This is a genomic window from Arthrobacter endolithicus, from assembly GCF_026627425.1.
Classification (GTDB): domain Bacteria; phylum Actinomycetota; class Actinomycetes; order Actinomycetales; family Micrococcaceae; genus Arthrobacter_M.
Map to the genome: position 1 here is coordinate 1 of NZ_JAPNLH010000008.1, position 26395 is coordinate 26395.

Genomic DNA, 26395 nt, shown 5'->3' on the forward strand with positions numbered 1-26395 from the left:
CAACTCATCCGGCTCGCCGCAGCCAAGACCTACTCCCAAGCACCCCACGCAGCATGACACTTTCGCGAGCACATTAGATGAGGCACGCAGGAATCATTTGGCGAGCATATTGACATGAGGCACCACGATCCGGGGAATCCGCGAGGTCTCCAGTACCCAGATTGCCTTCCCCGACCGTGGCCCGTGCCGGGGAATGCAGCCGTGGCCACCGCGGTTCGAGGGAGTCCCCGGACGAGACTCCGCGCAACCGCCGGCCGATCCACGGGCCCACATATTCCCGCGCCCATTGGGCATTGGCCGCTGCGACCTTGAGCCGACTCAACGCCGGGAGCGGCTGAAGGTCCGGTACGTCCAGCCCGGATTCCCGCTCCAGCAGGGACAGCACGCGGCGTGCCATATTGATATGTCCGGCGGTGGACATATGCATTCGGTCGATGCTCCACATCCGTGCATCGTCGTATTCGTCAAAGCGCCAGTAGTCCACGAGCAGCGCGTCATGCTCATCCGCAATTTCCCTGACCAGCTCGTTGTAAATGGCCGTCCGTCCCCGGGTCTTTCCGAAAACTCCCGAGGCCTTGGAGTCGAACCCGGTGAACAGCAGCACCGTGGCGCCGGTAGCACTTAGCTTCGCAATCCCACGGCTGTAGTCCTCCACGAGGGCATCGATATCCACCCTGGGGCGGAGAATGTCGTTGGCTCCCGCGTAGATACTGATAAGGGTGGGCTCCAGCGCCACCGCGGCATCGATCTGCTCGCTGAGAACCTGCCGCAGCTTTTTACCCCGGATTGCCAGGTTCGCATAGCCAAGGCCGGGCCCTTGGTTGGCGTCAGCGGTGGCGGTGGCAGTGGCATCGGCATCGGCATCGGCATCGGCATCGGCCCGAGCCAACTGTTCGGCCACGCGGTCCGCCCAGCCACGGCAGCCGTGCGGCAGCCTCGCATCGTCGTCGCCCATGCCCTCGGTGAAGGAATCCCCGAGGGCGACATATTTCGTCGAAAACCTGGTCGAAAACTCTGCCGAGATCTTTGCCGGGACTTCCACACTTACCTCCGCGCCGGGAACTGGACAGGCTAATCCTACGATCATTGTGCGCAGCGACGTCCCGTTACAATATAGTCGGCTCAAACTTCCGTTTTGTGCCATAGCCTTCATCAGCGGAATCCCTAGCGAGAGAGCACACCATGGCCAGCAATTTGCGTCTCAGCCCCGACGACAAGTTTCCCGAGAATCTCGATAAGATCGCGGACACGAAACTGCAGATCCTCGACAGCCAGGTACAGCGCCAGCTCGATCGTGAATATGTTGTGGAGGGCGGGCCGAACCCGGAGACGGAGTTTCGGCACTATGAAATCGACGAGGAATTCGCCGAGCGGGAGAGCGGCGGCCGGGACAATTCCGGGAGCGGCGAAAGTGCGGCCGCGGCCAACGCCTAAAGCCCAGCTGCACCGTTCCTGACGAACTACTGGTTCGGCGTGCTCATTGCGGACCATGATAGAAGAGTGAAACGTAACTCCGCGCCACAATCAGCGGAAAAAACGGCCGCCGCTTCGGCATCCATCTGGGGAGCCACCTACCGCAAGGCGACGGTGGGGCTGTTTAGCCTGGCTTTTTTGATTGCCTCCTCCGTCTCCGCCATCACGACGGCGATGCCGCGCGCGGCGCAGGAACTTGACGGCCTCCCGCTTTATGGCCTGGCGTTTGCCGTAACGATGGCCACTTCGGTGGTTGCGATGGCCTTTGCGGCGCCGTGGATAGACCGATCGGGCCCCGGGACGCCGTTATTGGCGGGCATCGCCGTGGATTGCGCAGGCCTGCTGGTGGCTGCCGCCGCGCCGACCATGGAAGTCCTGGTGGCAGGGCGGGCCATTCAGGGTCTGGGCGCTGGGTTGGAGGGCGTAGCCCTGTATGTAGTGATTGCCCGTGTGTTCCCGTCCGCCCTGCGCGGCAAAATGTTCGCCGCGCTGTCGGCAGCCTGGGTGCTGCCGGCTATTGTGGGGCCGGCCGTCAGCGGTGCCGTCACCGACCAGTTCGGCTGGCGCTGGGTGTTCGGTTCTGTTCCCGTCCTGGCCGTCTTCGCCGTGGCGCTGGTCCGCTCGGGCACCCGCGGCATGAATATGACCGCCCCACGCCGCACACCCCGGCGTCCCGCTGGCTTTTCTCCGATCGGTCCGGTTTCATCCCGGACCAGGCGCCAGCGACGGCAAACTCCCCGGCGACGCCTGCCCCGATTACGGATCGCTCCCGTGTGGCGTCGGCCCGGCTGGGCCCTGGCCGCCGCCCTGGCGGTGCTGGTCCTGGGGGATGCGGCCCAGCGGGCGCAACGCTGGTGGGCCGCCGAACTTGGGGCCGCCGTCGTCGTCCTGATCGTCGCCGTGCCCAAACTACTGCCGCGGGGAACCTGGCGTTCGCGGCGCGGTCTGCCGTCGCTGATCCTCATGCGCGCCCTGATCGGCACCGCCTTCATGATCGGTGACGTTTATCTGCCGCTGCTTATGATTCAACAGCGCGGGCTGCCGGCCTGGCTTGCCGGGCTGTCGCTCACCGTGGGCGGGATTACCTGGTTCACCGGCTCCTGGTTCGCTGGCGGCGGCTTCGTTCCACCGCACATGCGCCTGGTGACCGGGGCGCTGGGCATCCTGCTCGGGCTGCTGATTTGCACCTTGGTGGTGCTGCCTGCCACGCCCGTCTGGATCGCATGGCTGGGCTGGGCCTTCGCCGGGATGGGAATGGGGATGGCCTATCCAACGCAGTCCGTCCTGGTGCTGGAGCAGTCGCCTCCCGCGGAACAGGGAAGCAACGCTTCGGCCCTGCAGCTTAACGAGACTCTCACTACCGCCGCCGTGCTGGGTGTGGTGGGAGCCGTCTTTGCCGCCCTGCTGATCAATCCGGTGGGGGGTTTCGCCGCGGCCTTTGGCGTCGCCGCGCTGCTGTCCCTCGCTGCGGGATTGGTCGCGCGGCGCACCGGCTGAAACGTATCTCTGTATTGTGCTAAGCGGTCCCGGATGCTATTCCTTGAAGCAAGCCCGGGACCGCGCAATGGCCCAAGGCAAATCGTTTACGGCAGAAACCTTCACAACAACGTCCCAGGCAACAATGCAGGTATACGACCGGAAGAGGGAGCAGCGATGACTGACCATGACAAGGAAGAGCGGGCTTTGGCTCATTGGGGCCAACGGCTCTCGCAGGCACTGCAAATCCTGGATCTGAAAGTGGACCAGCCGTTGATTCGCCGACTGGCTGACGAGTCCGCACGCACGGCGGGACCCTCGGCCGGGCCGATTAGCGCCTTCATCGTCGGCTACGCAGCCGCTCTTGCCGTCAGCAGCGGCCACGTTGACTCACCGGCAGCGGTCAGTTCCGCCGTCGACACAGCCCTGAAGCTGTGCGAGGACGGAACAGCCGGCGGCCCTGACACCAAGGGGTGGGCAGGCACGGCGCAGTAGAGCGCCGGCCCGTCCGGTCGCCCCCCCCCGGCGATCAGGCGCTGGTGGGCTCCAGCCGCACGATCACGTGTTTGGAGACCGGGGTGTTACTCCCGTCAGCCACGCTGTCCAGCGGCACCAGCACGTTCGCCTCCGGGTAGTAGGCGGCAGCGCATCCCCTTGCCGTCGGATACGACACCAGCCGGTAGTTTCGCAGCACCCGCTCCTGATTGTCGTGGTGCTCGCCGTGTACGTCGACGTACTGGCCGTCCGCCAGGCCCAATTCGGCAAGATCCTCCGGGTTCACAAAGACGACCTGGCGGCCCTTTTTGATTCCCCGGTAGCGGTCATTGTGGCCATAGATGGTTGTGTTGAACTGGTCATGGGACCGCATGGTCTGCAGGATCAGCCGGCCCGGCGGGCACTGGACGTGCTCCAGGTCGTTGACCGTGAACACCGCCTTGCCGGTGGGCGTGTGGAAGGTCCGGGAGTCCCGGGGCCCGTTCGCGAGCACGAATCCGCCGTCCTGGCGGATGCGTTCGTTGTAGTTTTCGCAGCCGGCCACGACGTGCGAAATGTGCTCGCGGACCAGGTCATAGTCCCGCTCAAATCCGTCCCAGTCCACCGCCACCTTCCCGCCCAGCGTCGCTTGGGCCAGCCGGGAGACGATCGCTACTTCGGAGAGCAGGTTGCGCGCCACTGGTTCCACCTTTCCCCAGGACGGGTGCACCGCACAGACGGTGTCCTCCACGGAGACGAACTGTTCGCCGGAGGCCTGCCGGTCGATTTCGGTCCGGCCCATGGTCGGCAGGATCAGTGCCTCCTTTCCCACCACCGTGTGGGACCGGTTCAGCTTGGTGGAGATCTGCACGCTCATATCCAGGTTTTCCATCGCCGCCTCGGCCGCCGTGGTGTCTGAGATGGCGGCCACCAGGTTCCCGCCCAGTGCCACGAAAACCTTCATGCCGCCGTCGCGCATCCGCTGGATGGTCTGCACGGCGTCCGCGCCATGCTCACGGGGCGGGTTGAAACCGAACTCCTTCTCCAGCGCGTCCAGGAAAACCGGCGGCATCTGCTCCCAGATACCCATCGTGCGATCCCCCTGCACATTACTGTGCCCCCGGATCGGGGACGCACCGGCCCCCGGCTTGCCGATGTTGCCGCGGAGCAGGAGCAGGTTGATGACCTCCTTGATGGCCGCCACACCCTTCTTCTGCTGGGTCAGTCCCATGGCCCACGTGATGATGACCCGCTCCGCCCGCAGGTAACGGTCGGCCAGCTCGTCGATCTCCTCCCGGCGCAGACCAGTCGCCGCCAATACTGCGCCCTCGTCCAACCGGGCCAGGTGTGCCTTCAGTTCCTCCAGCCCTTGGCAGTGCTGCTCAATGAACTCGTGGTCCAGCACCGTGCCCGGCTTAGCGTCCTCCGCCTCCAGGACCCGTTTGCAGATCGCCTGCAGCAGCGCCATGTCCCCGCCCAGACGGATCTGCAGGAATTGGTCCGCAATCTCCGTCCCAGCCCCAATGATCCCCTTGACCTCCTGCGGATTCTTGTAGCGCCGCAGACCCGCCTCGGGAAGTGGATTAACGGCGACGATCTGCGCGCCATTGTTCTTGGCCTCCTCCAGCGCAGTGAGCATGCGCGGGTGGTTGGTGCCGGGGTTCTGGCCCATGATGATTATCAGATCGGACTTGCCGAAGTCGTCGTAGGCAATGGTGCTTTTGCCGATGCCCAGCGTCTGCCCCATCGCCCAGCCGGTGGATTCATGGCACATATTGGAGCAGTCCGGCAAATTGTTGGTGCCGAAAGCGCGCACGAACAACTGGTAGCTGAAAGCGGCCTCGTTGGAGGTGCGGCCGCTGGTGTAAAACGACGCCTGGTCCGGGGAGTCCAGGGCGTTCAGCTTCTTGGCGATGATGGTGAAGGCCTCACCCCAGCTGATTGGCTGGTAATAGTCCTTGCCTGCGGCCTTGTAGACCGGCTCGGTGAGGCGGCCCTGCTGTCCCAGCCAGTACTCCGACTTGGTGCGGAGCCCGCTCACCGGATTCTGCGCCCAGAAGTCCGAGTCAACGGTGATGGGTGTGGCCTCCCAGGTGACCGCCTTGGCCCCGTTCTCGCAGAATTCAAAGGCCTTGCGGTGATCCGGATCCGGCCAGGCACAGCTCATGCAATCGAAGCCGTCGCGGTGGTTCATCGCCAGCAGGGTTTTCCGGGTCCTGTTCACCCCCATGTCCTTCAGCGCCGGCCCCATCGAGTGAAGGACGCCAGGCAGGCCAGCGGCCCACGTTTTCGGCTTACCGACCTCGATCTGGCTTTCGTCCTCGACCTCGACCTCGGGATTCTTACGGGTCATGGAGCACTTCCCTTCATGTACGATGGCGTGTCCCGACACCGGGACGAGCGGCGGCTCCGCACACCTGTCTAAGGCCTAACAGTTATTCGCAGACGCCGCAAGCGATCGGGCAGTTTCCGCCCGTGCGCCGGCTTGCCCTCCCCGGTCGAGTGCAACCCTCCCTGTTGGGATTAGACGGTTGCACCGTCGTCGCGCTCCACAAACCGCGGCCTGCCCGCGCGCCACCCGAACCCGGCGCACAGCGCTCCGACCAGGAGAAACATCAATCCGGCCGGTGCAAAACTTCCGGTGGCCGCGTGTAGCCAGCCGACCAGCAGCGTGCCGGTAGAGCCGACGCCGTAGCCAACACCCTGCATCATGCCGGACAGGTGCGAGGCGGTGTGGGCGTCCTTGGTCCGCAGCACAATCATGGTCAGCGCGACGGCGGTCAGGCTCCCCTGCCCCAGGCCCAGCAGCCCGGTCCAGATCCAGATGCAGCCCAGCGGGCCGAAGATGCTCAGTGCAAAGCCGACGCCGGTCATCAGCGCCACCATCGTATTGATGCCGCGCTGCCGGCTGAGCTTCACGGCGAGCGCCGGGGCCAGCAGCGAACCACCCATCTGCAGCACAATCGAAACTGCCACAATGGTTCCCGCCGTGCCGCCGTCTACCCCACGTTCACGCAGAATCGGTGCCAGCCAGGCAAAAACGGAAAAGGACATCATGGCCTGAAAGACCATAAACAAGGTGATCTGCCAGGCCAGTGGTGAGCGCCATACGCTGGGCCCGGCAACCACCTGCGCACGCCGCACATGCTTTTGGCGCAGGGCAATCGGCGCCCAAAGCAGCACGCTAACCGCCGCTGGCAGCGTCCAAAAGGCCAGCGCGGTCTGCCACGAGCCGGTCGCTGCGTACATCGGATGCGTAAACCCGGCCCCCAACGCAGCCGCCCCGCAGAGGGACATGGTGTACAGCCCGCTCATCAGCCCCAGCCGGTGCTGGAAGTCCCGTTTCACCAGTCCCGGCAGCAGGACATTGACGACGGCGATTGCGGCTCCCGCGGCGAAGGTGCCGGCCAACATGGCGCCGATGGCACCGGTGCCGCGCATGGCCAGACCGAGCGTGAGCACCACCATGGCGACGAGCAGGGTGCGTTCCGCGCCGAAACGCCGGGCCAGCCCGGGTGCCAGCGGTGCAAAGAGGCCGAGGAACGTCACCGGGACGGTGGTCAGCAGCGTGACCATGAGCACCGGCATGCCCGACGCTGCCGTGATTTCGGTGAGGACGGCAGAAAAGCTGGAGAAGACGGTGCGAAGGTTCAGCCCGACGAGGATCAAGCAGACCGCGACGTACAATAAACTCCGCGGTCCGGTGATACGGGTGCGATCCGCCTGGGGAACATCATCGACCTCGGAGTCGACCAGCAGGCCGGCCGGGCCCAGATGGCCGGATGCGGGCGCTCCGACCGGTACCGGCATTTCCGACCGGGAAGCTGAGGATTTCACGCTACTTATGGTACAAGAGGCGCCGGGGCCGCCACGCGCCCTTGCCTCAGGCTCCGTGCCCCGGAGCCACCTCTTCGCCGGGAGCAACCGGTCCGGGAGCGGTGCCGTCCCCGAATGGCCGGCCGCCGAGCCTCTCGCGCCCGTGCGCGGTCAGCCAGCCGGACGTATCCGGCCCTTTAGGTACGATCTGCGTGGGGTTAATGTCTTGGTGCACCAAGTAGTAGTGCCGCTTGATCTGCTGGAAATCGATGGTGTCGCCGAAGCCGGGGGTCTGGAACAGGTCCCGCGCGTAGCCCCACAGGGCGGGCATCTCGGTGAGTTTGTTCCGGTTGCATTTGAAATGCCCATGGTAGACGGCGTCAAAGCGCGCCAGCGTTGTGAAGAGCCGTACATCGGCCTCCGTAATGGTCTCTCCGACCAGGAAGCGCTGGCCGGACAGGCGCTCTTCCAACCAGTCCATGGCCGTAAACAGGCGGTCGTAGGCGGCGTCGTAGGTCTCCTGGGAACCGGCAAATCCGCATCGGTAGACGCCGTTATTGACCTCCGTGAAGACACGCTGGTTGACCCGGTCGATTTCTTCCCGCAGCTCCTCCGGGTAGAGACGGGGAGCACCCTCGCGCTGATATTCGGTCCACTCGGTGGAGAAGTCCAGCGTGATCTGCGGAAAGTTGTTGGTCACGACCGCGCCGGAGGGAACGTCGACGACGGCGGGAACCGTTATACCGCGAGGGTAGTCCGGAAAGCGCCTGAAATAGGCGTCCTGAATCCGTTCAATGCCCAGCACCGGATCTTTGCCATCCGGGTCGAGGTCAAAAGACCAGCTGCGCTCATCGTGGGTGGGGCCGGGCTGACCGAGGGAAATCACGTCCTCCAAACCCAGTAACCGGCGCACGATCACAGTTCTATTGGCCCACGGGCACGCCCGGGCGGCTATGAGTCGGTAGCGGCCGCTCTCCACCGGCCACCGCCCGGCGTCAGGAGCGTCCCCGTCGCGGACAATGCGATCTTCAATGTAATGGGTGTCGCGGGTGTACTCCTGGCCGCCGGTGACATATGTGTTTGTGCTCATGGCCCCAGCTTAGGCCGGTTCCCCGTTGGGATTAAGCGTGCGGAAGCGTGCGGAAGCGTGCGGACCCGGCGGACCCGGCATGGCTTATGTCTGGCCGAGCAGCACCTTCCGTACCGCGGTACTTAGCTGCATGCCGCGGCCCACCGTCCCGCCCTCTTCGGCACGCTGCGGAATGTAGCCGAAACCGATCCCGTACGCTGGATCGGCAAACCCCAAAGCCGCATTAGCGCCGTCGTGCCCGAACGCCTGCGCACTGCCGAAATCCATCCGCGCATGTGCCTTCATGAAGACGACGGCGAAGGCACTTTCCGCACTGAAGACGCGGTCGATGCCCCAGACCTGTTCTTGGCTCATCGTCGCGATGGTCTGCGGCGTCAGGAACGGCTGGCCACCGTGGACCCCCGTGCTGGCAGCGGCGTAGAGTCTGGCCAGCCCGGCAGCGGATCCCACGCCCGCGCCGCTGCAGCTGCCGGCCGCCCGGATGGAACGCATGTTCGGCAGCGTCAGCAGGTTGCCTGCCCGAACATTAGCTGACATGCCGACAATGCCCTCAGGATCGATGAACGGCAGGCTTGGATCCTCGTCGAAGAGGACGTCGCGGTACCGCGGCTCCTCGCTCTCCGGTAGACCCAGATACATATCCACCGCAAACGGCGTCCGGATCCGCTCCTCATACAGCGACTGCAAGGTTCCGCCCGTGATCCGGCAGCAGAGTTCCTCCAGGAACACGCCCATGGTCAGCGCGTGATAACCGAAGGCATGGCCGGGGCGCCACAACGGAACCGCCGCGGCCAGCTTGGCGGCCACGGCGGCGGCATCGTTGTATTCCTCCATGGCGAAGCCGCCAGGCACGCCGACCAGGCCGCCCTGATGGCTCAAAAGCTGACGGACCGTGAGCATTTCCTTACCGTGGCAGCCAAATTCGGGCCAGTATCGCGTTACCGTGGCGTCCAGATCCATCAGGCCGTCCTGCACCAATAAGCCAAAGGCGAGCGCGGCCACACCCTTGGAGCAGGAAAACACGCCTGTCACGGAATCTGCGGCAATGTCCGGGCCACCGTGCAGGTCCAGTACCTTCACGCCCTGATGGTAGGCCGCCACTTGGGCACTGTACCGGGGATCGGCGGCGAGCATGGAATCAAAAAGGCGGCGGACGGCGTCGAACTCCTCGGCGGCAAAACCCTGCGCGTGTTCACTCATGTTCCCAGCCTAGGTGCCGGCGGCGGGCATACCGCGGCCATAGCTTCCCCGGCTACTGACGGGTAGCATGAGTCACACCCCGACGGGTCCTCACAACCCGTGCAGGCGCCTGCACCCATCGGGCGGCGAAAGGGACATAATGAGCGTCAAGGCTGACAATCCCACGGCATCCAGCAACCCCGCTCCAATAGGCGGCGGCTCCCAGGTCACCGAACAGGACGCACGGAAGGTCGCCGAGGATGCGCGCGAAACCGATTGGTCCCGGCCCAGTTTTGCCAAGGGTCTTTATCTGGGTAACTTCGATATTTCCCTGATTCATCCGCACCCGGAGCCCACAGCCGACGATGCCGAGCGCGGCGAAGAGTTCCTGGGCAGGCTGCGGACCTACTGCGAAACTCTGGATGCCACCCGGATCGAACGCGACGCCCTGATCCCGGATGAATACCTTGCCGGGCTGACCGAATTGGGCGTCTTTGGCATGAAGATCCCGCGTGAATATGGCGGCCTGGGACTTTCGCTGACTTACTACGGCAGGGCGCTGCAGCTACTCGGTTCCGTCCATCCGTCATTTGGCGCGCTGGTCTCTGCGCATCAGTCCATTGGCGTGCCCGAGCCGGTGAAGGTCTTTGGCACCGAGGAACAAAAGAAGGAATACCTGCCCCGATGTGCCGCCGGGGCCATCACCGCGTTCCTGCTCACCGAGCCGGACGTCGGATCGGACCCGGCCCGGATGGGCTGCACCGCGGTGCTGAGCGAGGATGGCACCGAGTACGTGCTTGACGGCGTCAAACTCTGGACCACCAACGGGGTCATCGCCGAAATCGTGGTGGTGATGGCCACGGTTCCCCCACATATACTCCCGGACGGGACCCCTGCCAAGGGTGGTATCTCCGCCTTCGTGGTGGAAGCTGACACCCCCGGGGTCACCGTTGAAAACCGCAACTCCTTCATGGGTCTGCGTGGTATTGAAAACGGTGTGACACGCTTCCATCAGGTCCGCATTCCGGCAGCCAACCGGCTGGGCCGCGAGGGGCAGGGACTGAAAATAGCTCTCACCACACTCAACACTGGCCGGCTGTCCATTCCCGGGATGTGCGCGGCCACCGGCAAATGGACCCTGAAGATCGCCCGGGAATGGTCCAACGCCCGGACCCAGTGGGGTAAACCCGTGGGCCAGCACGAGGCGGTGGGCAAGAAGATCGCGTTCCTGGCCGCGACCGCCTTTGCTCTTGAGGCTGTCTTTGAACTCTCCGCCGAGCTGGCGGATTCGCACATGAAGGATGTCCGCATCGAGGCAGCCCTGGCGAAATTATGGTCCTCCGAGATGGCCTACCGGTGTGCCGACGAGCTGGTGCAGATCCGCGGCGGCCGCGGCTACGAAACTGCGCAGTCCCTGGCGGCCCGCGGCGAACGGGCCGTCCCTGCCGAGCAGGTGCTCCGCGATATGCGTATTAACCGGATCTTCGAGGGCTCCACGGAGATTATGCACCTGCTGATCGCGCGGGAAGCCGTGGATGCCCATTTGAGCGCGGCCGGCGATCTTGCCTCCGCCACCGCCTCCCTGCAGGACAAGGGTAAGGCTGCCGTCGCCGCGAGCGGTTTTTACGCCAAATGGCTGCCCAAACTCGCCGTGGGCAAGGGCATGGATCCGCGCTCCTACAGCGAATTCGGGCCGCTGGCAGGGCAGCTGCGCTACATCGAACGGGCGTCCCGCAAACTCGCCCGACAGACGTTTTACGCAATGGGCCGCTGGCAGGCGAAACTGGAATACAAGCAGGCGTTCCTTGGCCGGATCGTGGACATCGGCGCCGAGCTGTTCGCGATGGCAGCCTGCTGCAGCCGCGCCGAAATGCTGCGCATGAAGGACCCTGTGCAGGGGCGGTACGCGATAGAACTGGCCGAAGCGTTTTGTGGCCAGGCCCGGATCCGCGCGGACGCGCTGTTCTCCGACCTTTGGCACAACACGGACGACGGCGACGCGCGCCTTGCGTCCGGCGTGCTCGCGGGCGATTTCGGCTGGCTGGAACAGGGAATCATCGATGTCTCCGAGGGGACCGGTCCATGGATAGCCGAAACCGTCTCAGGACCCAGCAGCAAGGAGAACCAGCACCGCAAATACCGCTGACGCCACCGGCGCCAAGACCATGGGATAACCGGGCCTGAGTCGCTCCGTCAGGGCGCAGGCTCACGGAGAATCCAGTGCTGCGGGTCCAGACCACGCACCAGTTTGCGGCCGATCCGCGCAAGGTCGGCCGCGTCGTCGTCGTCCAGCTGGTCAAACACCAGCGTCCGCACATTGTGCACATGCGCCGGCGCCAGTCCCGTAACCAGATCCATTCCCGGCTCCGTGACGGTGGCCGTGGTGACCCGCGCATCCCGGGCGTGCGTGCACCGGGTGACATAGTTCCGGCCTTCCAGCTTCTTCACCACGTGCGAGAGCCGGGAGAGTGAGGCACTGGTCCGCGCGGCGAGCTCGCTCATGGGCAAGGTCCGGTCGGTCGCTTCGGAGAGCATGGCCAGCACGTTGTAGTCGAAGAGCGAAAGCCCGGCCTCCTGCTGCAGGGGCCCGTCCAGGGCGCCGGGCAGCAGCGTCATGGTGGACAGCAACGCCAGCCAGGCCTGTCGCTCCTGCGCAGACAACCAGTTCGGTTCGCTCATGAATTGCTCATCCCACAATACTTGATACTTCAACTTTTTTGTCAGCGTGCATGACCCCTTGCCGGCTCCAAACACATAGAGGTCCGCGAGCAGGCCCCTCTGGTCACCCGCAGCCGCGGTGCCCAGCGCCGACCCGTCCACCTAAACCCAGTGCAGCTTGAAGCGCTGGCCGGCTGGATCGACCAGTACAGGTTGGTTCGTGAAGAGCGGCGGCCTCTTCCATACGGTCCGGGACAACGAGTTTGCCATCCAGACTTTCGAATTTGACGGCTATCCGGATGTGGTCTGCATCGAGTTCGCCACCTTCGAGGACCTCGGCAACGGCCGCACACGGCTCCACGGCCACGCCGTCCACCCCAGTCAAGACGCCCGCGACGGCATGGCCGCCTCCGGTATGGAGGCTGGCATGTCTGAAGAATATGAGCGGCTCGACGAGCTACTGGGAAGCTAAGCAGGGATCCGTGACAGCGTCGCAGACCGTCAGCTGGTGAGAACGTCCTTGGTGCCGTGATCGTAGCGGAAGGTGATCGGGCCACCCCGGTGATGCAGTTCGTGGTTAGCCCCGCCGCGCACCCCGAACGCTCCGTAATTTTCTTCCCAGGACCTGTCGATGGTGGCCTTGTAGCTGTAGAACCCCTCGGGGAGTTCCGCCGTCAGCTTCCAGAGTCGGTCCTTGTCATCGAACTTCATCTGTACTTCGTCGTAGTCCGGTTCCCAGTTGCCAGGCGCGCCCAGCGACGTGCCGAAGTCCCCGACGATGGCGACGGATTCCGGTTGTGGCCCCAGTTCGACGGCGGACGGTGCGGTCTGCGCGGCGGCTACCTTAGGGGATGCGGAGTCTTTCTGTGCCGCAGCGGGTTTGGCAGTGCGGGTTTTCCTGGTGGTGCCTTTTTCTGCCGTTTTGCCGGACTCAGCCTTGGTGGCCTTGGTGGCTTTGGCCGGCGATGTCGGCACGGGCATATCTGCCGGGACCGGTGTTCCCGCCGCGAGCGCAGCTGCCAGCGATTCTGCGTCCGGGAAGGCGACCGTGGCCCGCAGCCCGTCATCGGTGAGCGACCAACCGCTGCGGCCCTTCACCAGCCAACCGGCTTTGACCAGTTTCGCCGTTGCCGTGGTCAGGTTCTTGTGGCCGCGCGGCACTCCCCCGCTGAGCAGCTTGCCCTCCTCCGCGTCAAAGGGCACCACCGCAATGGCCTCCGCCAGAACCTCTCCCGCCCCCGGCTTCTCGCCCCGCCAGGCTCCGGCGGCCATAATATCCAGCACGGCTTTGAGCCGACGGTCGATGTTGTTTCCAGTGACAGTATCCACGGTGCCTCCTGCGGCGATCAATGTGCTTTCATTCTGCCAGCAGGGAGGCCTTAGATGCCATTCCCGCGCCGTCACAAAAGGGGTAACCCCCCCAGGGTTCCACGAAACGGATGCCGTGGGCCGAAGTGGCCCACAACCCCCGCGCATGGGCGCGCACTCCCCTTCGTTGACTAATTCGCAGGGGAGTTCTAGCATAATTTCATAGAACAATATTTAGTTTTCGTTATACGAAATGTTTAGAAGAGGCAACCCGCCATGCATACCGCTACCGCCATCCGGGATACCCAAGACGCCGGAGGTGAAGACAGACCGGCCGATCCTCAACAGGACACAGGACGGGCACCTGCAGTCCAAGCGGAGGTCGCACGTTCCTGGCTGCTGGTCCCCGCAACCCGGCCGGAAATTTTCGGTGACGCTGCGGCATCACCCGCGGACGCCGTCGTTCTGGATATTGAAGATGCGGTCGACCCTGGTAAAAAGCCGGAAGCCCGGGAGACTGTATCCCGCTGGCTTCACAACGGCGGCCAGGCGTGGGTGCGTGTCAATGATGCAGCCTCGGCTTTCTGGGCAGACGATCTGGCCGCTCTCAGGGATGCGCCCGGACTGCTCGGAGTGATGCTTGCGAAGACTGAGACCCCCGAACAGGTCTCCACCACCTTTGACCGTCTCGGTGGTAAGCACCGCATTGTGGCCCTCGTTGAATCCGCCTACGGCATCGAGGAAGCGACGCGCATTGCCCGCGCACATGGGGCCTTCCGTCTGGCTTTTGGCAGCGGCGACTTCCGCCGCGACACCGGCATGAGCGCGGACCGGGAGGCGATGGCGTACCCGCGGGCGAAGCTGGTCGTGGCCAGCCGCGCCGGTAATCTCCCCGGCCCTATTGACGGCCCGACGGTGGGAACCAGTCGCCCGATTCTCCGCGAGCAGTCGGGAATCACCGTGCTGATGGGAATGACGGGCAAACTCTGCCTTTCAGCTGATCAGGCTCCGGTGATCAACGAGGTCATCAGCCCCACGCCGACGGACATTGACTGGGCATGTGACTTCCTGGCCGATTTCGATGCCCGCGGCGGGATTATCCGCGACGGAAGCGACCTGCCCAGAATCGGCCGCGCACGCAAAATCCTCACGCTGGCCAGCGCTCTGGGGCTTCAGCGGGCGCGCACGGCTGAGTAGACTTTCAATGATCAGCGCGCCCCGTCTGCCGCCTCCACGCGTCCGCTCGGCTTACTGCCCAAAGCCACAGCGTAAAATTCCGCATTCTCAACGGCTCCGCACCCACAACGACTAAGCACCCACAACGACTAAGGAAACCCCATGACAGCACAGCTTTCCTCCGGCACTACCGCCCCCACGTTCAGCCTCCAGGATGCCTCCGACAACACCATTTCCCTCTCCGACTTCCAGGGCCGCAACGTGGTGGTGTACTTTTACCCGGCCGCAGCCACCCCCGGTTGCACCACGGAGGCCTGCGACTTCCGCGACAGCCTAGGCTCGCTGAAGAAGGCCGGTTACGAGGTGGTGGGAATTTCTCCGGATTCCCCCGAAAAGCTGCGCACGTTTACCGAAGATCAGGCCCTGACCTTCCCGCTGCTGGCCGACGACGGCGCACAGGTTGCGCGCGCATGGGGCGCCTGGGGCCACAAGACCGTCAACGGTAAGGATATGGAAGGCGTGCTCCGGTCGACCTTCGTACTGGACGGTGAAGGACGCGTGCTGCACGCTGCCTACAACGTCGCACCGACCGGCCACGTCGCCGAGTTACGCGAAACCCTCGGCGTTAACTGATCAGGCAGCAAAAGGCCACGGCCCGGATCTCCCGGGTTGTGGCCTTTTTCATTGTCATTTTCGCCCGGAACGCCCCCGCGAGCCACCGAAGGTCACATCCGCTGGCCGCTTTTTATTGGTTGACCTCCAGAAGCCCCTCAATAACGCTCAGCGTGCTGGTCTTGCCCGCGCCGTTGGGTCCAAGTAAACCGAAGATCTCTCCCCGCGCACGTGGAAGGTGAGGCCGTCAACCACCGTCCGCGCGCCATAGGCCACGTGCAGGTCATTGATCTGCAATATCAGTGGCGCTACCGGCTCAATCGCTTCACTCATCTGAACGCATTTCCTCTGGAGGGGCTCTTTCGCAGAGCACCTGACTCCAGCATACGGACTAGCCGCCCGCCGGAGGTTGCTGCGAGCGGGCGATGGTTCTAAAATTTTTTGGAGGAAATTTGCCCCGCAGCTTGACAGTTTCCTTGTGACGCGGTTCACTATTACATATGCTGAAATAACAGTTCCACGATGCGAGATTTTTCGTATAGCCCTACACCGTGGATGCCAGCATTTTTAGTACGAGGTACAAGCAATGTTGCTTGATCAACTGACCCTTGAGCAATTCAATCGGTTACAGCCTGCAGAGGCGGTAGCCGTGCTCCGCCCCTGTATTGACGTTCCACGGTGGATCGAGGAGATCGCCCGGGCGCGGCCCTTCACGAGCATCGAAGCGTTGCTGGAGTGTGCCGGCAAGGCTGCCGACCCGTTCGCCGAGGCGGAGATCGAGTCCGCACTGGCCCACCATCCCCGGATAGGTGAACGTGCCGCCGGCAGCAACGCCGAAGCCGCCCTCTCCCGCTCCGAACAAGCGGCACTCGGTCACACCGATGCACAGGTGGCAGCAGAGCTCGTGGCGGGAAACCGGGCCTATGAGGAAAAATTCGGCCGGGTCTTCCTGATCCGCGCTGCCGGCAGGAGCTCAAGTGAAATCCTGGCCGTCCTCAAGGAGCGGCTGGAGAATACCCCCGAAACCGAGAATCCGATCGTTGCCCAGCAGCTGCGCGAAATCGCCCTGCTGCGGCTCAAAGGAGGAGTAACCGCGTGAGCGTCTCCCATGTGACCACCCACATTCTGGATACCGCAGCCGGCACGCCGGCTGCAGGTGTCGCCGTCGAGCTTTACGCCCGCGACGGTGACACTTGGTCCACGATTGCGACGGGCAAAACCGATGCTGACGGGCGGGTGAAAGACCTTGGCCCCGAGCGGCTTGCTTCCGGAGATTACCGGCTGCACTTCGCCACTGGGCCCTACTTCGCCGGCATCAAAACGGACACCTTCTTCCCGGAGGTTGTGCTGACATTCACTGTCGCCCAGAGCGAGGCGCACTATCACGTGCCGCTGCTGCTCAGTCCATTCGCCTATTCAACGTACAGAGGAAACTAATCATGAGCAGCAACAAAATCATTCTCGGCGCTAACCAGTTCGGCAAGGCGGAGGTCCGCCTGGTCAAGGTCACCCGCGACACGGACCGCCACGAGATCGAAGACCTCAACGTCACCTCCGAGCTGCGCGGGGACTTCGAGGCAGCCCATCTGCAGGGCGACAACGCGCACGTAGTCCCGACGGACACGCAGAAGAACACGGTCTACGCCTTTGCCCGTGACGGCGTGGGCTCCCCGGAGAATTTCCTGCTCCGCCTGGCCGAGCACTTCACCTCCAGCTTTGAATGGGTTGACGGTGGCCGGTGGGCCGCTGAGTCCTACAGCTGGGACCGCATCCAGGCCCATGGCTCGGCGCACAATCACTCGTTCGTCAAGAACGGATCGGAAACCCGCACCGCCGTCGTCGTCAAGGACGGCGACGATGTCCAGGTTCTGGGCGGCCTGAAGGGCCTGACGGTCCTGAAAACCACTCAGTCCGGCTTCGAGGGCTTCCCGGTGGATAAATACACCACCTTGGCTGAGACCAGCGAGCGGATCCTGGCGACCGATGTTGCAGCCCGGTGGCGTTACAACACGACCGACGTGGACTTCAACAAGTCATACGACGATGTCAAAGCCCTGCTGCTGGAAGCGTTCACGGAGGACTACTCCACCGCCCTCCAGAACACCTTGTTCGGAATGGGAAAGAAGGTCCTCGAGGCCCACCCGGAAGTCGATGAGATCAAATTCTCCATGCCGAATAAGCACCACTTCCTCGTGGACCTGTCCCCCTTCGGGCAGGACAATCCGGACGAGGTTTTCTTCGCCGCTGACCGTCCCTACGGCCTGATCGAAGCAACGGTCCTGCGCGAAGATGCATCCGATGCAGGCCGCGCCTGGGAAGGCGTCGCCGGCTTCTGCTAGGACCTGGTGCCGTGGGGACGGGCCGACCGCCCGCCCCCACGGTCCTAACATCCCGACACTTTCATTGCGGCAGAACCCGCTAAGCGAAGTAACAATCGGGCAGTTTCATGACCAAAGCTTTTCATGCACCCCGCATGACCAAAATTTTTCATGACGGCACGATTGATGCCGGGACGGAGACTTCGCACCATGTCCAGAACCACCAAAGTGAGCCGGTCGCGGCGCGCGGCCACCGACAGGCCCGAAGACGAGCGGATGTCGATTGGAGCCAGCTTCGGCTACGGGCTCCAGCATGTGCTCACCATGTACGGCGGCATCATCGCAGTACCGCTGATCGTCGGGCAGGCGGCCGGAATGAACACCGCGGATATCGGGCTGCTGATTGCTGCCTGCCTTTTCATGGGCGGTCTTGCCACCCTGCTGCAGACCGTCGGAGTGCCGTTCTTCGGCTCTCAGCTGCCGCTGGTCCAGGGTGTTTCCTTTGCCGGCGTTGCGACCATGGTGGCAATTGTCAAAGGCGGCGGCGGTATCCAATCTGTCTTCGGCGCCGTGATTGTCTCCTCCGTGGTCGGGCTCCTGATCACCCCCATCTTTTCCAAGATCATCAAGTTCTTCCCGCCCGTGGTCACGGGCACCGTGATCACGGTGATCGGGCTGTCCCTGATGCCCGTCGCGGCTAACTGGGCGATGGGCGGAAACGCTAAAGCCCCTAATTACGGCAGCGTGGCCAATATCGGCTTGACCGCACTGACTCTGGCCATCGTCCTGCTGCTGAGCAAGCTTGGCAGCGCCACCATCTCGCGGTTGTCCATCCTGCTTGCCATTGTGATCGGCACGCTGGTGGCTATCCCACTCGGGATGGCAGACTTCTCCAAGGTGGGCGTCGGCGACATCGCCGCGTTCCCGGTACCTTTCCACTTGGGCCTGCCGACGTTCAATATTGCCGCAATCGTCTCCATGTTCATCGTTGTTTTGGTCATCATGGTTGAGACCTCGGCAGATATCCTGGCCGTCGGCGAAATCGTCGGAACGAAGGTTGATTCTAAGCGCTTGGGCAACGGCCTGCGGGCAGATATGGCCGCCAGCGCGGTAGCCCCCATTTTCGGATCCTTCACGCAAAGCGCCTTCGCCCAAAACGTTGGACTGGTGGCAGTCACGGGGATCAAGAGCCGGTTTGTGGTTGCCGCCGGCGGCGTCATCCTGGTGATCCTGGGCCTGCTTCCCGTCATGGGCCGCGTTGTGGCCGCCGTGCCGTTGTCCGTTCTGGGCGGGGCGGGCATCGTCCTGTTCGGTACGGTTGCTGCCAGCGGTATCCGCACGCTCTCCACGGTGAGCTACAAAAACAACATGAACCTGATCATCGTGGCCACGGCCATCGGTGCCGGGATCATACCGATCGCTGCTCCGACCTTCTACAACAAGTTCCCGGACTGGTTTGCCACGATCTTCCACTCCGGCATCAGCTCTGCCGCCATCATGGCGATCCTGCTGAACCTGCTGTTCAACCATCTCAAGGCCGGCAACTCCCAGAATCCATCAGTTTTCTCTGCGGCGGCTGACCGCTTGGTGCCGGCGGAAGTGGTGGAAGCCTTGGAGCACGGTGACCGCTGGGAAGACGGCAAGCTTCTCGATGTCAACGGTGTTCAGGTGCCGATCCGCCAGGTGGAATCGGACCACTAGCCGGTTCGCATCCCATCGACTGTGCCGCAGATGTCCGTCTGAGCTCTCATTCGGACAGCTGCGGCGCAGTCGATCGGCGTTTTGCCACAGCGTTTTGCCACAGCGTTTTGCCACAGCGTTTTGCCACAGCGTTTTGCGTCAGCCGCGGCCGACGAAGGGCATCCCGGCAGCCGTGATCAGCACCGAGCCCACGCTGGCCGACGGCGGCATGTCCGCCATCAGCAGCACCGCACGGGCCGCTTCGGCCACCGGAAACGTCGGCTCCACCCGGCGACTGCCATCGGCCTGCAGGGCTCCGGTTCCCACACCCAGGGTGGACATGATGTCGGTGGCGGTATTGCCGATGTCGATCTGCCCGCAGGTGATACCGAAGCCGCGCCCGTCCAGTTCAATGGATTTGGTCAGCCCGGTGATGGCATGTTTGGTGACGGTATAGGCGGCAGACCGCGGCCGTGGCGAATGCGCCGAGATCGAGCCATTGTTGATGATCCGTCCGCCCTGGGGCTGCTGCACCTTCATGGCACGTACGGCCGCCGCAGCGCACAGCATCGAACCGGTGATATTCACGGCCATCGTGCTTTCCCAATCCGCTACGGATATCTCGTCCACTGAGCCCATGGGGCCGAACGTGCCCGCATTGTTGAAGAGCACGTCCACCCGGGCGAACCGCCGGATAGCGGCTGCGAAGAGTGCTTCCACATCCGCCGGCATGGTGACATCCGTCGGTACTGTCAGGGCGGCGGAATTCCCCTCGGCGGTCTCCACGAGTTCCTGCTCCCGCCGCCCGGCCAGCACCACCCGATAGCCGGAGTCCAGCAGCAGCCGTGCCACCGCCCGGCCGATCCCGGAGCCGGCTCCGGTCACCACGGCGACCTTCCCGCCGTCGTTCCCACTATCGGTCACTGTGCTTGATTCAACGGTCATTAGGCCTCCTGAAATGTTCACCCGACACATCCGGACGGCGGTCGGGATTGACCGCTCCGGCCGGACACCTGTATTCTCATTCTACAATATTTGTTTCTCATAATATGGAATATGGCTCTTCCGCCGTAGTCTCATCGGGAAACGCTTTCAACGACGAAAGGTCTGACGTGGCCGCTGGCGAAGAGAACTCCCACATCCTGAGCGAACTAACCCATCGGCTGCCCGACGGCGACCCTGAGGAAACCGCGGAATGGATCGAGTCGCTGGACTCACTGATCCAGGAACAGGGTACCGAACGGGCTCAGTTCATTATGCGCAGTCTGCTCCAGCGGGCCGGTGCGCAGAGCGTAGGCGTACCGATGGTGACCACCACCGACTACGTCAACACCATCCCGGTGGACCAGGAGCCGGAGTTCCCCGGGGATGAGGACATCGAACGCAGTTACCGCCGCTGGCTGCGCTGGAATGCCGCCGTCATGGTGCACCGGGCGCAGCGTCCGGACATCGGCGTGGGCGGGCACATCTCCACCTATGCCGGCGCGTCCACCATCTACGAGGTGGCGTTCAATCACTTCTTCCGCGGGAAGGACCACCCGGGCGGCGGAGACCAGGTCTTCTTCCAGGGCCACGCCTCCCCCGGCATGTATGCCCGCGCCTTTCTCGAAGGCCGGCTGGATACCGAAGATATGGACGGGTTCCGGCAGGAAAAGTCCAAGGAAGGCCACGCGCTTTCCTCCTATCCGCACCCGCGGCTGATGCCGGAGTTCTGGGAGTTCCCCACGGTCTCGATGGGGATCGGCCCGATGAACGCGATCTACCAGGCGCAGTCCAACCGCTACCTGCACAACCGCGGCATCAAGGACACCTCGGACCAGCAGGTCTGGGCGTTCCTGGGCGATGGCGAAATGGACGAGCCCGAGAGCCGCGGCCTGCTCCAGCTCGCGGCCAATGACAAGCTCGACAACCTGAACTTTGTGATCAACTGCAACCTCCAGCGCCTGGACGGACCGGTCCGCGGTAACGGCAAGATCATGCAGGAACTTGAGGCGTTCTTCCGCGGCGCGGGCTGGAACGTCATCAAGGTGGTCTGGGGCCGCGAGTGGGACGACCTGCTGGCCAAGGACCGCGACGGTGCACTGGTGGAGGTCATGAACACCACCGTCGACGGCGACTACCAGACCTACAAGGCCGAATCCGGCGGGTTTGTGCGCGAGCACTTCTTCGGCCAGACACCGCAGACCAAGGAAATGGTCGCCGGGCTTTCCGACGACGATATCTGGAACCTCAAGCGCGGCGGCCACGATTACCGCAAGGTTTACGCAGCCTACAAGGCGGCCACAGAGTTCAAGGGCAAGCCGACAGTGGTCCTCGTCAAGACGGTGAAGGGCTACGGCCTGGGTACCCACTTTGAGGCCCGCAACGCCACGCACCAGATGAAAAAGCTCACGCTGCAGGACCTCAAGGACTTCCGCGATCTGCTCCGGATTCCTATCTCTGACGAGGTGCTGGAGAAGGATCCTTACCGTCCTCCGTACTACCACCCGGGGATGGATGCGCCGGAGATCAAGTACATGATGGACCGCCGCGCCCAGCTGGGGGGATCCGTTCCGGAACGGCGCTCTGAGCATAAAGCGCTGGCGGTGAGCGATTCGAAGAGCTTTGATATTGCCAAGCGCGGTTCCGGGAAGCAGCAGGCCGCCACCACGATGGCCTTCGTGCGTCTGTTCAAGGAACTGATGCGGGATAAGGAATTCGGTGCCCGGATTGTGCCGATCATTCCCGATGAGGCTCGGACCTTCGGCATCGATGCGTTCTTCCCGACGGCGAAGATCTACAATCCGAACGGCCAGAACTACCTGTCTGTGGACCGCGACCTGGTACTGGCGTACAAGGAATCGACGGCCGGGCAGATTGTGCACGCCGGCATCAACGAGGCTGGCTCCGTGGCTGCTTTCACCGCCGCCGGCACCGCTTATGCCACGCACGGTGAACCGCTGATCCCGGTTTACGTCTTCTACTCCATGTTCGGCTTCCAGCGCACCGGCGACGCATTCTGGGCCGCCGGTGACCAAATGACGCGCGGATTCATCATCGGCGCCACCGCTGGCCGGACTACCCTCACGGGTGAAGGTCTGCAGCACGCGGACGGCCATTCCCCGCTGCTGGCCTCCACGAACCCGGCAGTGGTGACCTATGACCCGGCCTACGGTTACGAAATCGGGCACATCATGCGTGCCGGGCTGGAGCGGATGTACGGCGGAAAGCATTCCGATCCGAACGTCATGTACTACATCACTGTGTACAACGAGCCGATCACCCAGCCTTCCGAGCCGGAAGATCTCGATGTGGAGTCCCTGCTGAAGGGAATGTATCTGCTGGCTCCGGCCGCGGGCCAGGGGCCCCGGGCGCAGCTGCTGGCTTCCGGTGTGTCCGTGCCGTGGGCCTTGGAGGCCCAGCAGATCCTCGCCGAAGACTGGGGAGTTTCGGCCGATGTCTGGTCCGTGACGTCCTGGACCGAACTGCGCCGCGACGGCCTGGCCGCGGAGGAACAGGAGTTCCTGAATCCGACGGCGGAGCCCCGCCTTCCGTTCGTCACCAGCTCGCTGCAGGACAGCGTCGGGCCGGTCATCGCTGTCAGCGACTACATGAAGGCGGTCCCGGACCAAATCCGGCAGTTCGTGCCGGGTGATTATGCCGTACTTGGTGCCGACGGGTTCGGTTTCTCCGATACACGCCAGGCAGCCCACCGGCACTTAAGCTCAGCGGACCGGGGTAATGATGAATTATGCGCATTGACAAGATGACGACGGCGGTCCTGCTGGCCGCGGGTGCCGGCCGCCGGCTGGGCCGGGGCCCGAAGGCGCTGCTCCAGTTCCGCGGGACCACGCTGGTGGAGCACCTCGCCGGGGTCCTTCGCGCCGGCGGGTGCGAGGACATCGTCGTCGTCCTGGGTTCCGAGGCACCGCGAGTCAGCGCCGAAACCCAGCTTGAGCGCTACCGCGTGCTGGACAACCCGGGCTGGGACGCCGGGATGAGCACGTCGTTTCGACTGGGCGTTGGCGCAGCCGCCGCGGGAAACCATGTGCTGGTGGCGCTCGTGGACCAGCCCGGACTCACGGCCGCTACGGTAGCCCGGCTGCTGGACTCGCACCAAACCGGACGGGTAACGGCTGCGGGATACCAAAGAGCAGGCATCCTACACAGGGGCCATCCGGTCCTCTTCGACTCGTCCCTGGTCCGGCAGGCGGCCACTGTAGCCTCCGGGGATTCCGGCGCCCGCGCATTCCTGCGCGCCAATCCCGCCCTAGTGGACCTCATCGACTGCAGTGACTTGTCCGACGGAGCCGACGTGGACACTCCCGCCGGGCTGCACCTGCTGCGCTGAATCCACGTCCTGCAAGCCCGCTTCGCCGCGACCCACGTCCGCCAGCCCGGCGTCCCGCAGGCCCAGATAGATCCTGTCCCGGGCCAGCGGCAGCTCGGAGAACCGGACTCCCGTGGCATTCCGGATCGCATTGGCCAGTGCGGGCGCCACCGGGTTAAACGGGCTCTCGCTCATGGACTTCGCGCCCAGCGGCCCCAACTCGTCTCTGGTCCTGGCAAAGTAGACCTCGCTGCGCGGTACATCGGCGAACGTGGGCAGATGGTACTGCCGGAAAATCTTCGTCTCCACCGCCCCCTCCGCGCCAACCACCACGTTCTCATACAGCGCCGCCCCCAAGGCCTGGGCAATTCCGCCCTCCACCTGGCCGCGGCACTGCATCGGGTTCACCACCACACCGGCATCCGCGGCCTGCACGCTTTGCATAATGCGAAGCTCTCCGGTGCCCGAATGCACAGCCACCCGGAAGCCATGCACATTGAAGGCTACGGACCGCGGGCTTCCGCCCCACCGCCCCTGCGCCAATAGCGGCGTTCCGGCGGCAATGGCCTTCCGGTACAGCTCCGCTAACGCAAGGGTGACGCCGGCGCAGATGACTGTGTCCGCGTCCAGCCGGCAGTCGGAGACATCTGCGCCGCTGCTGACGGCAGCGAGCTCCAGCAGCATCCGTGCCAGTTCCTCAGCAGCGGCCAAGGATGCCTTTCCGGCCACTACGGTCCCGGTGGAGCCAAACGCGCCGCTGTCATGGTCGACGACGTCGGTATCGGACTGCACGATCCGGACCCGGTCCGCCGTGGTCCCCAGCGCGATGGCAACCAACTGAGCGTGCACCGTCGTCGTGCCGTTGCCGAATTCCGCGGTGCCCACGCTCACCTGGTACTGACCGTCCGGCAGCAGCGCCACGGTGGAATGGGCAAAATGACCCCGCGGCGGCACTGTGTCGATCATGGACACCGCGGATCCCTCCCCCACCAGCCACTGCGGGCCGGGATTATCCACACCGGCGGCGCGTTCGCGTTCGCGGCCGCGGGCCAGCGCCTCGGCAGCCAGCGAAATACACTGATCCAGCCCGTAGCTCTCCGGGTGCAGGATCACGTCTTCCTCCGGTTCCGGCTGGGTGGACAGCATTACATCGCCCTTGGCGATAATGTTGCGGCGGCGGAACTCCATCGGGTCCATTCCGATGCCCGCTGCCAGCTCATCCATGGTGGATTCAACGGCGAAGATCATCTGGCTCAGGCCGTAACCGCGGAAGGCACCGGCCGGGACCGTGTTCGTATACACGGCATGGGCGTCAACCCTCTTGTTCCCGCACCGGTAAATGGCTATAGATTCCCCGCAGCCGTGAAACATAACCCCGGGGGCGTGATTGCCGTACGCACCGGTGTTCGTCACCACGTCGAAGGCGAGGGCGGTCAGTGTGCCATCGTTTCGCGCCCCCGCCCGGACCTTAATCCGGAAGGGGTGCCGGGTGGTTGCCGCGGTGAATTGTTCCTCCCGCGTATTTTCCAGCTGCACCGGCCGCTTCAGCTTCAGCGCGGCAAGCGCCACGATGTCCTCGGTGAGCATTTCCTGCTTGCCGCCGAATCCGCCACCGACCCGTTCGCACACCACCCGGACCTTTTCCGCCGGCAGGTCAAAGACCCGGCAGAGCGCCCGGCGCACCAGGAACGGAACCTGCGTTGAGGTGCGCAGAACCAGGCGGCCGGCGTCGTCAAAATAGGCGATGGAGGCATGAGTTTCCAGCGAAGCGTGCTGCACGCGCTGCGTCCGGTAGGTGTTTTCGTGCACGAAGTCCGCGGAGTCAAGCCCAGCCTCCACATCGCCAAGGTGGCTGTGCAGTTCCGCCACCACATTGTTCTCCGGCCGGGAAATCCTGGCCTGCAGCGACTCCTTTTCCCCGTGGATGACCGGCGCGCCCTCTTTCATGGCCGCTTCCGGATCGAACACGGCCGGCAGAAGCTGATAGCGAACGCGGAGCCGGCGAACGCCCTCTTCGGCCGCCCCCACGGTGTCCGCGACCACGGCGGCGACGCGCTGGCCGATGAAGCGGACCACGTCGTCGAGCACCCGGGTGTCATCCGGATCGTCCAGATACCCCTCATGTTGGGCGGTGGAGAAAAGCTGCGCGGGAGCGTCTTCGTGGGTGAAAACCGCCTGCACTCCCGGTACTGCCAGCGCTGGAGCAGCGTCGATGGATAGGATGCGGGCATGCGCGTGCGGCGAGCGCAGCACCACCAGATGCAGCAGACCCGGGAACTGACCCGCCGGCACATCCAGCGTGAAGCGCGCTGCCCCGGTGACCACGGCCAGTCCGGCCGGGGCGCCCACGTTATCTCCGGCCCGCTGCCCGGTCGTGCTGACATGGCTGACGCCGCAGACCGCATCCTCGATGGCACGGTAGCCGGTGCAGCGGCACAGGTTGCCCTTGAGGTTCCGGGGCAGGTTCTGCTTCTGCTCCGCGTTGAAAGTGGCAGCCGTCATCAGCATGCCTGCAGTGCAAAAGCCGCATTGGAACCCCTGCGCCGCCAGGAACTGCTGCTGCATCGGGTGCAGACCGTCCGGCCCGGCCAGCCCCTCCACCGTGGTCACTTCCCGGCCCTCGGCCCGGACAGCCGGGTAGATGCAGCTGTGCACCGGCTTCCCGTCCACGTGCACGGTACACGCTCCGCAGTCGCCGCCGTCGCACCCCTTTTTGACGCCCAGGTTGCCCTGCTCCCGTAAAAAAGTCCGCAGGCATTGTCCCGGGCGTGGTTGGGCATCAGTGAAGGTGCCGTTGATGTCCATTCCATTCTTGTGCTCAGCCAT

Annotated in this window: 22 protein-coding genes and 2 pseudogenes; 14 read left to right on the forward strand and 10 right to left on the reverse strand. The window is 64.0% G+C overall.

Annotation, left to right across the window (positions count from 1 at the left end; all coding sequences use genetic code 11):
- Nucleotides 1-73 precede the first annotated feature (73 nt).
- Entirely contained in the window at nucleotides 74-1042 is a 969-nt protein-coding gene (locus OS914_RS08685) for an SGNH/GDSL hydrolase family protein (protein WP_267545667.1), read from the reverse strand.
- 140 nt (nucleotides 1043-1182) lie between these two features.
- Between OS914_RS08685 and OS914_RS08690 the strand changes: the two genes are divergently transcribed.
- From OS914_RS08690 to OS914_RS08700, 3 genes are all read left to right on the forward strand, one after another.
- Nucleotides 1183-1434, forward strand: a complete 252-nt coding sequence (locus OS914_RS08690; protein ID WP_267545668.1) for a hypothetical protein — start codon at nucleotides 1183-1185, stop codon at nucleotides 1432-1434.
- A 66-nt stretch (nucleotides 1435-1500) separates the two neighbouring features.
- Nucleotides 1501-2970 (forward strand): MFS transporter, encoded by a 1470-nt coding sequence (locus OS914_RS08695; protein ID WP_267545669.1) that lies wholly within the window; start codon nucleotides 1501-1503, stop codon nucleotides 2968-2970.
- 156 nt (nucleotides 2971-3126) lie between these two features.
- On the forward strand, nucleotides 3127-3444 hold the full coding sequence (locus tag OS914_RS08700; protein ID WP_267545670.1) for a DUF6457 domain-containing protein: 318 nt from the start codon (nucleotides 3127-3129) through the stop codon (nucleotides 3442-3444).
- Nucleotides 3445-3478: 34 nt separating this feature from the next.
- Here OS914_RS08700 and OS914_RS08705 read toward each other — a convergent pair whose 3' ends face one another.
- The 4 genes from OS914_RS08705 to OS914_RS08720 all read right to left on the reverse strand — a co-directional run bounded on the left by OS914_RS08705 (nucleotide 3479) and on the right by OS914_RS08720 (nucleotide 9529).
- On the reverse strand, nucleotides 3479-5776 hold the full coding sequence (locus OS914_RS08705; RefSeq protein WP_267545671.1) for an FdhF/YdeP family oxidoreductase: 2298 nt from the start codon (nucleotides 5774-5776) through the stop codon (nucleotides 3479-3481).
- A 170-nt stretch (nucleotides 5777-5946) separates the two neighbouring features.
- Nucleotides 5947-7233: a CynX/NimT family MFS transporter gene (locus OS914_RS08710; RefSeq protein WP_267545805.1), complete on the reverse strand. Its 1287-nt coding sequence runs from the start codon at nucleotides 7231-7233 to the stop codon at nucleotides 5947-5949.
- 73 nt (nucleotides 7234-7306) lie between these two features.
- Nucleotides 7307-8329, reverse strand: coding sequence for a glutathione S-transferase family protein (locus OS914_RS08715; protein WP_267545672.1), 1023 nt, complete (start codon nucleotides 8327-8329; stop codon nucleotides 7307-7309).
- A gap of 84 nt (nucleotides 8330-8413) precedes the next feature.
- Nucleotides 8414-9529, reverse strand: coding sequence for a serine hydrolase domain-containing protein (locus OS914_RS08720; protein WP_267545673.1), 1116 nt, complete (start codon nucleotides 9527-9529; stop codon nucleotides 8414-8416).
- A gap of 139 nt (nucleotides 9530-9668) precedes the next feature.
- Here OS914_RS08720 and OS914_RS08725 point away from each other — a divergent pair, with 139 nt between their 5' ends.
- On the forward strand, nucleotides 9669-11654 hold the full coding sequence (locus OS914_RS08725) for an acyl-CoA dehydrogenase family protein (RefSeq protein ID WP_267545674.1): 1986 nt from the start codon (nucleotides 9669-9671) through the stop codon (nucleotides 11652-11654).
- A 47-nt stretch (nucleotides 11655-11701) separates the two neighbouring features.
- Here OS914_RS08725 and OS914_RS08730 read toward each other — a convergent pair whose 3' ends face one another.
- Nucleotides 11702-12187: a MarR family winged helix-turn-helix transcriptional regulator gene (locus OS914_RS08730; RefSeq protein WP_267545675.1), complete on the reverse strand. Its 486-nt coding sequence runs from the start codon at nucleotides 12185-12187 to the stop codon at nucleotides 11702-11704.
- Between the two features lie 60 nt (nucleotides 12188-12247).
- Here OS914_RS08730 and OS914_RS08735 point away from each other — a divergent pair.
- Both OS914_RS08735 and OS914_RS08740 read left to right on the forward strand, forming a co-directional pair.
- A pseudogene (locus tag OS914_RS08735) lies at nucleotides 12248-12454 on the forward strand (hypothetical protein); the annotation flags it as partial.
- Nucleotides 12399-12638: pseudogene (locus OS914_RS08740) on the forward strand (SRPBCC family protein); the annotation flags it as partial. The pseudogenes OS914_RS08735 and OS914_RS08740, both read left to right, overlap by 56 nt.
- 29 nt (nucleotides 12639-12667) lie before the next feature.
- Here OS914_RS08740 and OS914_RS08745 read toward each other — a convergent pair.
- The gene (locus tag OS914_RS08745; RefSeq protein ID WP_420713908.1) at nucleotides 12668-13495 is read right to left on the reverse strand and encodes a pullulanase X25 domain-containing protein; all 828 of its coding nucleotides are present in this window, start codon (nucleotides 13493-13495) and stop codon (nucleotides 12668-12670) included.
- A 255-nt stretch (nucleotides 13496-13750) separates the two neighbouring features.
- Here OS914_RS08745 and OS914_RS08750 point away from each other — a divergent pair, with 255 nt between their 5' ends.
- Both OS914_RS08750 and bcp read left to right on the forward strand, forming a co-directional pair.
- Nucleotides 13751-14671, forward strand: a complete 921-nt coding sequence (locus tag OS914_RS08750; protein WP_267545676.1) for an HpcH/HpaI aldolase/citrate lyase family protein — start codon at nucleotides 13751-13753, stop codon at nucleotides 14669-14671.
- 141 nt (nucleotides 14672-14812) lie between these two features.
- Nucleotides 14813-15283, forward strand: a complete 471-nt coding sequence (gene bcp / locus OS914_RS08755; protein WP_267545677.1) for a thioredoxin-dependent thiol peroxidase — start codon at nucleotides 14813-14815, stop codon at nucleotides 15281-15283.
- Between the two features lie 112 nt (nucleotides 15284-15395).
- Here bcp and OS914_RS18190 read toward each other — a convergent pair whose 3' ends face one another.
- On the reverse strand, nucleotides 15396-15479 hold the full coding sequence (locus OS914_RS18190) for an ATP-binding cassette domain-containing protein (protein WP_420713914.1): 84 nt from the start codon (nucleotides 15477-15479) through the stop codon (nucleotides 15396-15398).
- Nucleotides 15480-15863: 384 nt separating this feature from the next.
- On the opposite strand from OS914_RS18190, the gene uraD reads away from it, so the two are divergent.
- The 4 genes from uraD to OS914_RS08780 all read left to right on the forward strand — a co-directional run bounded on the left by uraD (nucleotide 15864) and on the right by OS914_RS08780 (nucleotide 19281).
- On the forward strand, nucleotides 15864-16361 hold the full coding sequence (gene uraD / locus OS914_RS08765) for a 2-oxo-4-hydroxy-4-carboxy-5-ureidoimidazoline decarboxylase (RefSeq protein ID WP_420713915.1): 498 nt from the start codon (nucleotides 15864-15866) through the stop codon (nucleotides 16359-16361).
- Nucleotides 16358-16699, forward strand: coding sequence for a hydroxyisourate hydrolase (uraH, locus tag OS914_RS08770; protein ID WP_267545680.1), 342 nt, complete (start codon nucleotides 16358-16360; stop codon nucleotides 16697-16699). The genes uraD and uraH overlap by 4 nt, the downstream gene beginning before the upstream one ends.
- A 2-nt stretch (nucleotides 16700-16701) precedes the next feature.
- Nucleotides 16702-17601, forward strand: a complete 900-nt coding sequence (gene pucL / locus OS914_RS08775) for a factor-independent urate hydroxylase (protein WP_267545681.1) — start codon at nucleotides 16702-16704, stop codon at nucleotides 17599-17601.
- Nucleotides 17602-17790: 189 nt separating this feature from the next.
- Nucleotides 17791-19281, forward strand: a complete 1491-nt coding sequence (locus OS914_RS08780; protein WP_267545682.1) for a nucleobase:cation symporter-2 family protein — start codon at nucleotides 17791-17793, stop codon at nucleotides 19279-19281.
- 138 nt (nucleotides 19282-19419) lie between these two features.
- Here OS914_RS08780 and OS914_RS08785 read toward each other — a convergent pair whose 3' ends face one another.
- On the reverse strand, nucleotides 19420-20205 hold the full coding sequence (locus OS914_RS08785; RefSeq protein WP_267545683.1) for an SDR family oxidoreductase: 786 nt from the start codon (nucleotides 20203-20205) through the stop codon (nucleotides 19420-19422).
- Between the two features lie 167 nt (nucleotides 20206-20372).
- Between OS914_RS08785 and aceE the strand changes: the two genes are divergently transcribed.
- A complete protein-coding gene (gene aceE / locus OS914_RS08790; protein WP_267545684.1) occupies nucleotides 20373-23009 on the forward strand; it encodes a pyruvate dehydrogenase (acetyl-transferring), homodimeric type in 2637 nt (878 codons plus the stop codon).
- Nucleotides 22991-23590, forward strand: a complete 600-nt coding sequence (nboR, locus tag OS914_RS08795; protein WP_267545685.1) for a nicotine blue oxidoreductase — start codon at nucleotides 22991-22993, stop codon at nucleotides 23588-23590. The genes aceE and nboR overlap by 19 nt, the downstream gene beginning before the upstream one ends.
- Here the strand turns inward: nboR and OS914_RS08800 are convergent.
- Entirely contained in the window at nucleotides 23510-26395 is a 2886-nt protein-coding gene (locus OS914_RS08800; RefSeq protein ID WP_267545686.1) for a molybdopterin-dependent oxidoreductase, read from the reverse strand. The genes nboR and OS914_RS08800 overlap by 81 nt on opposite strands.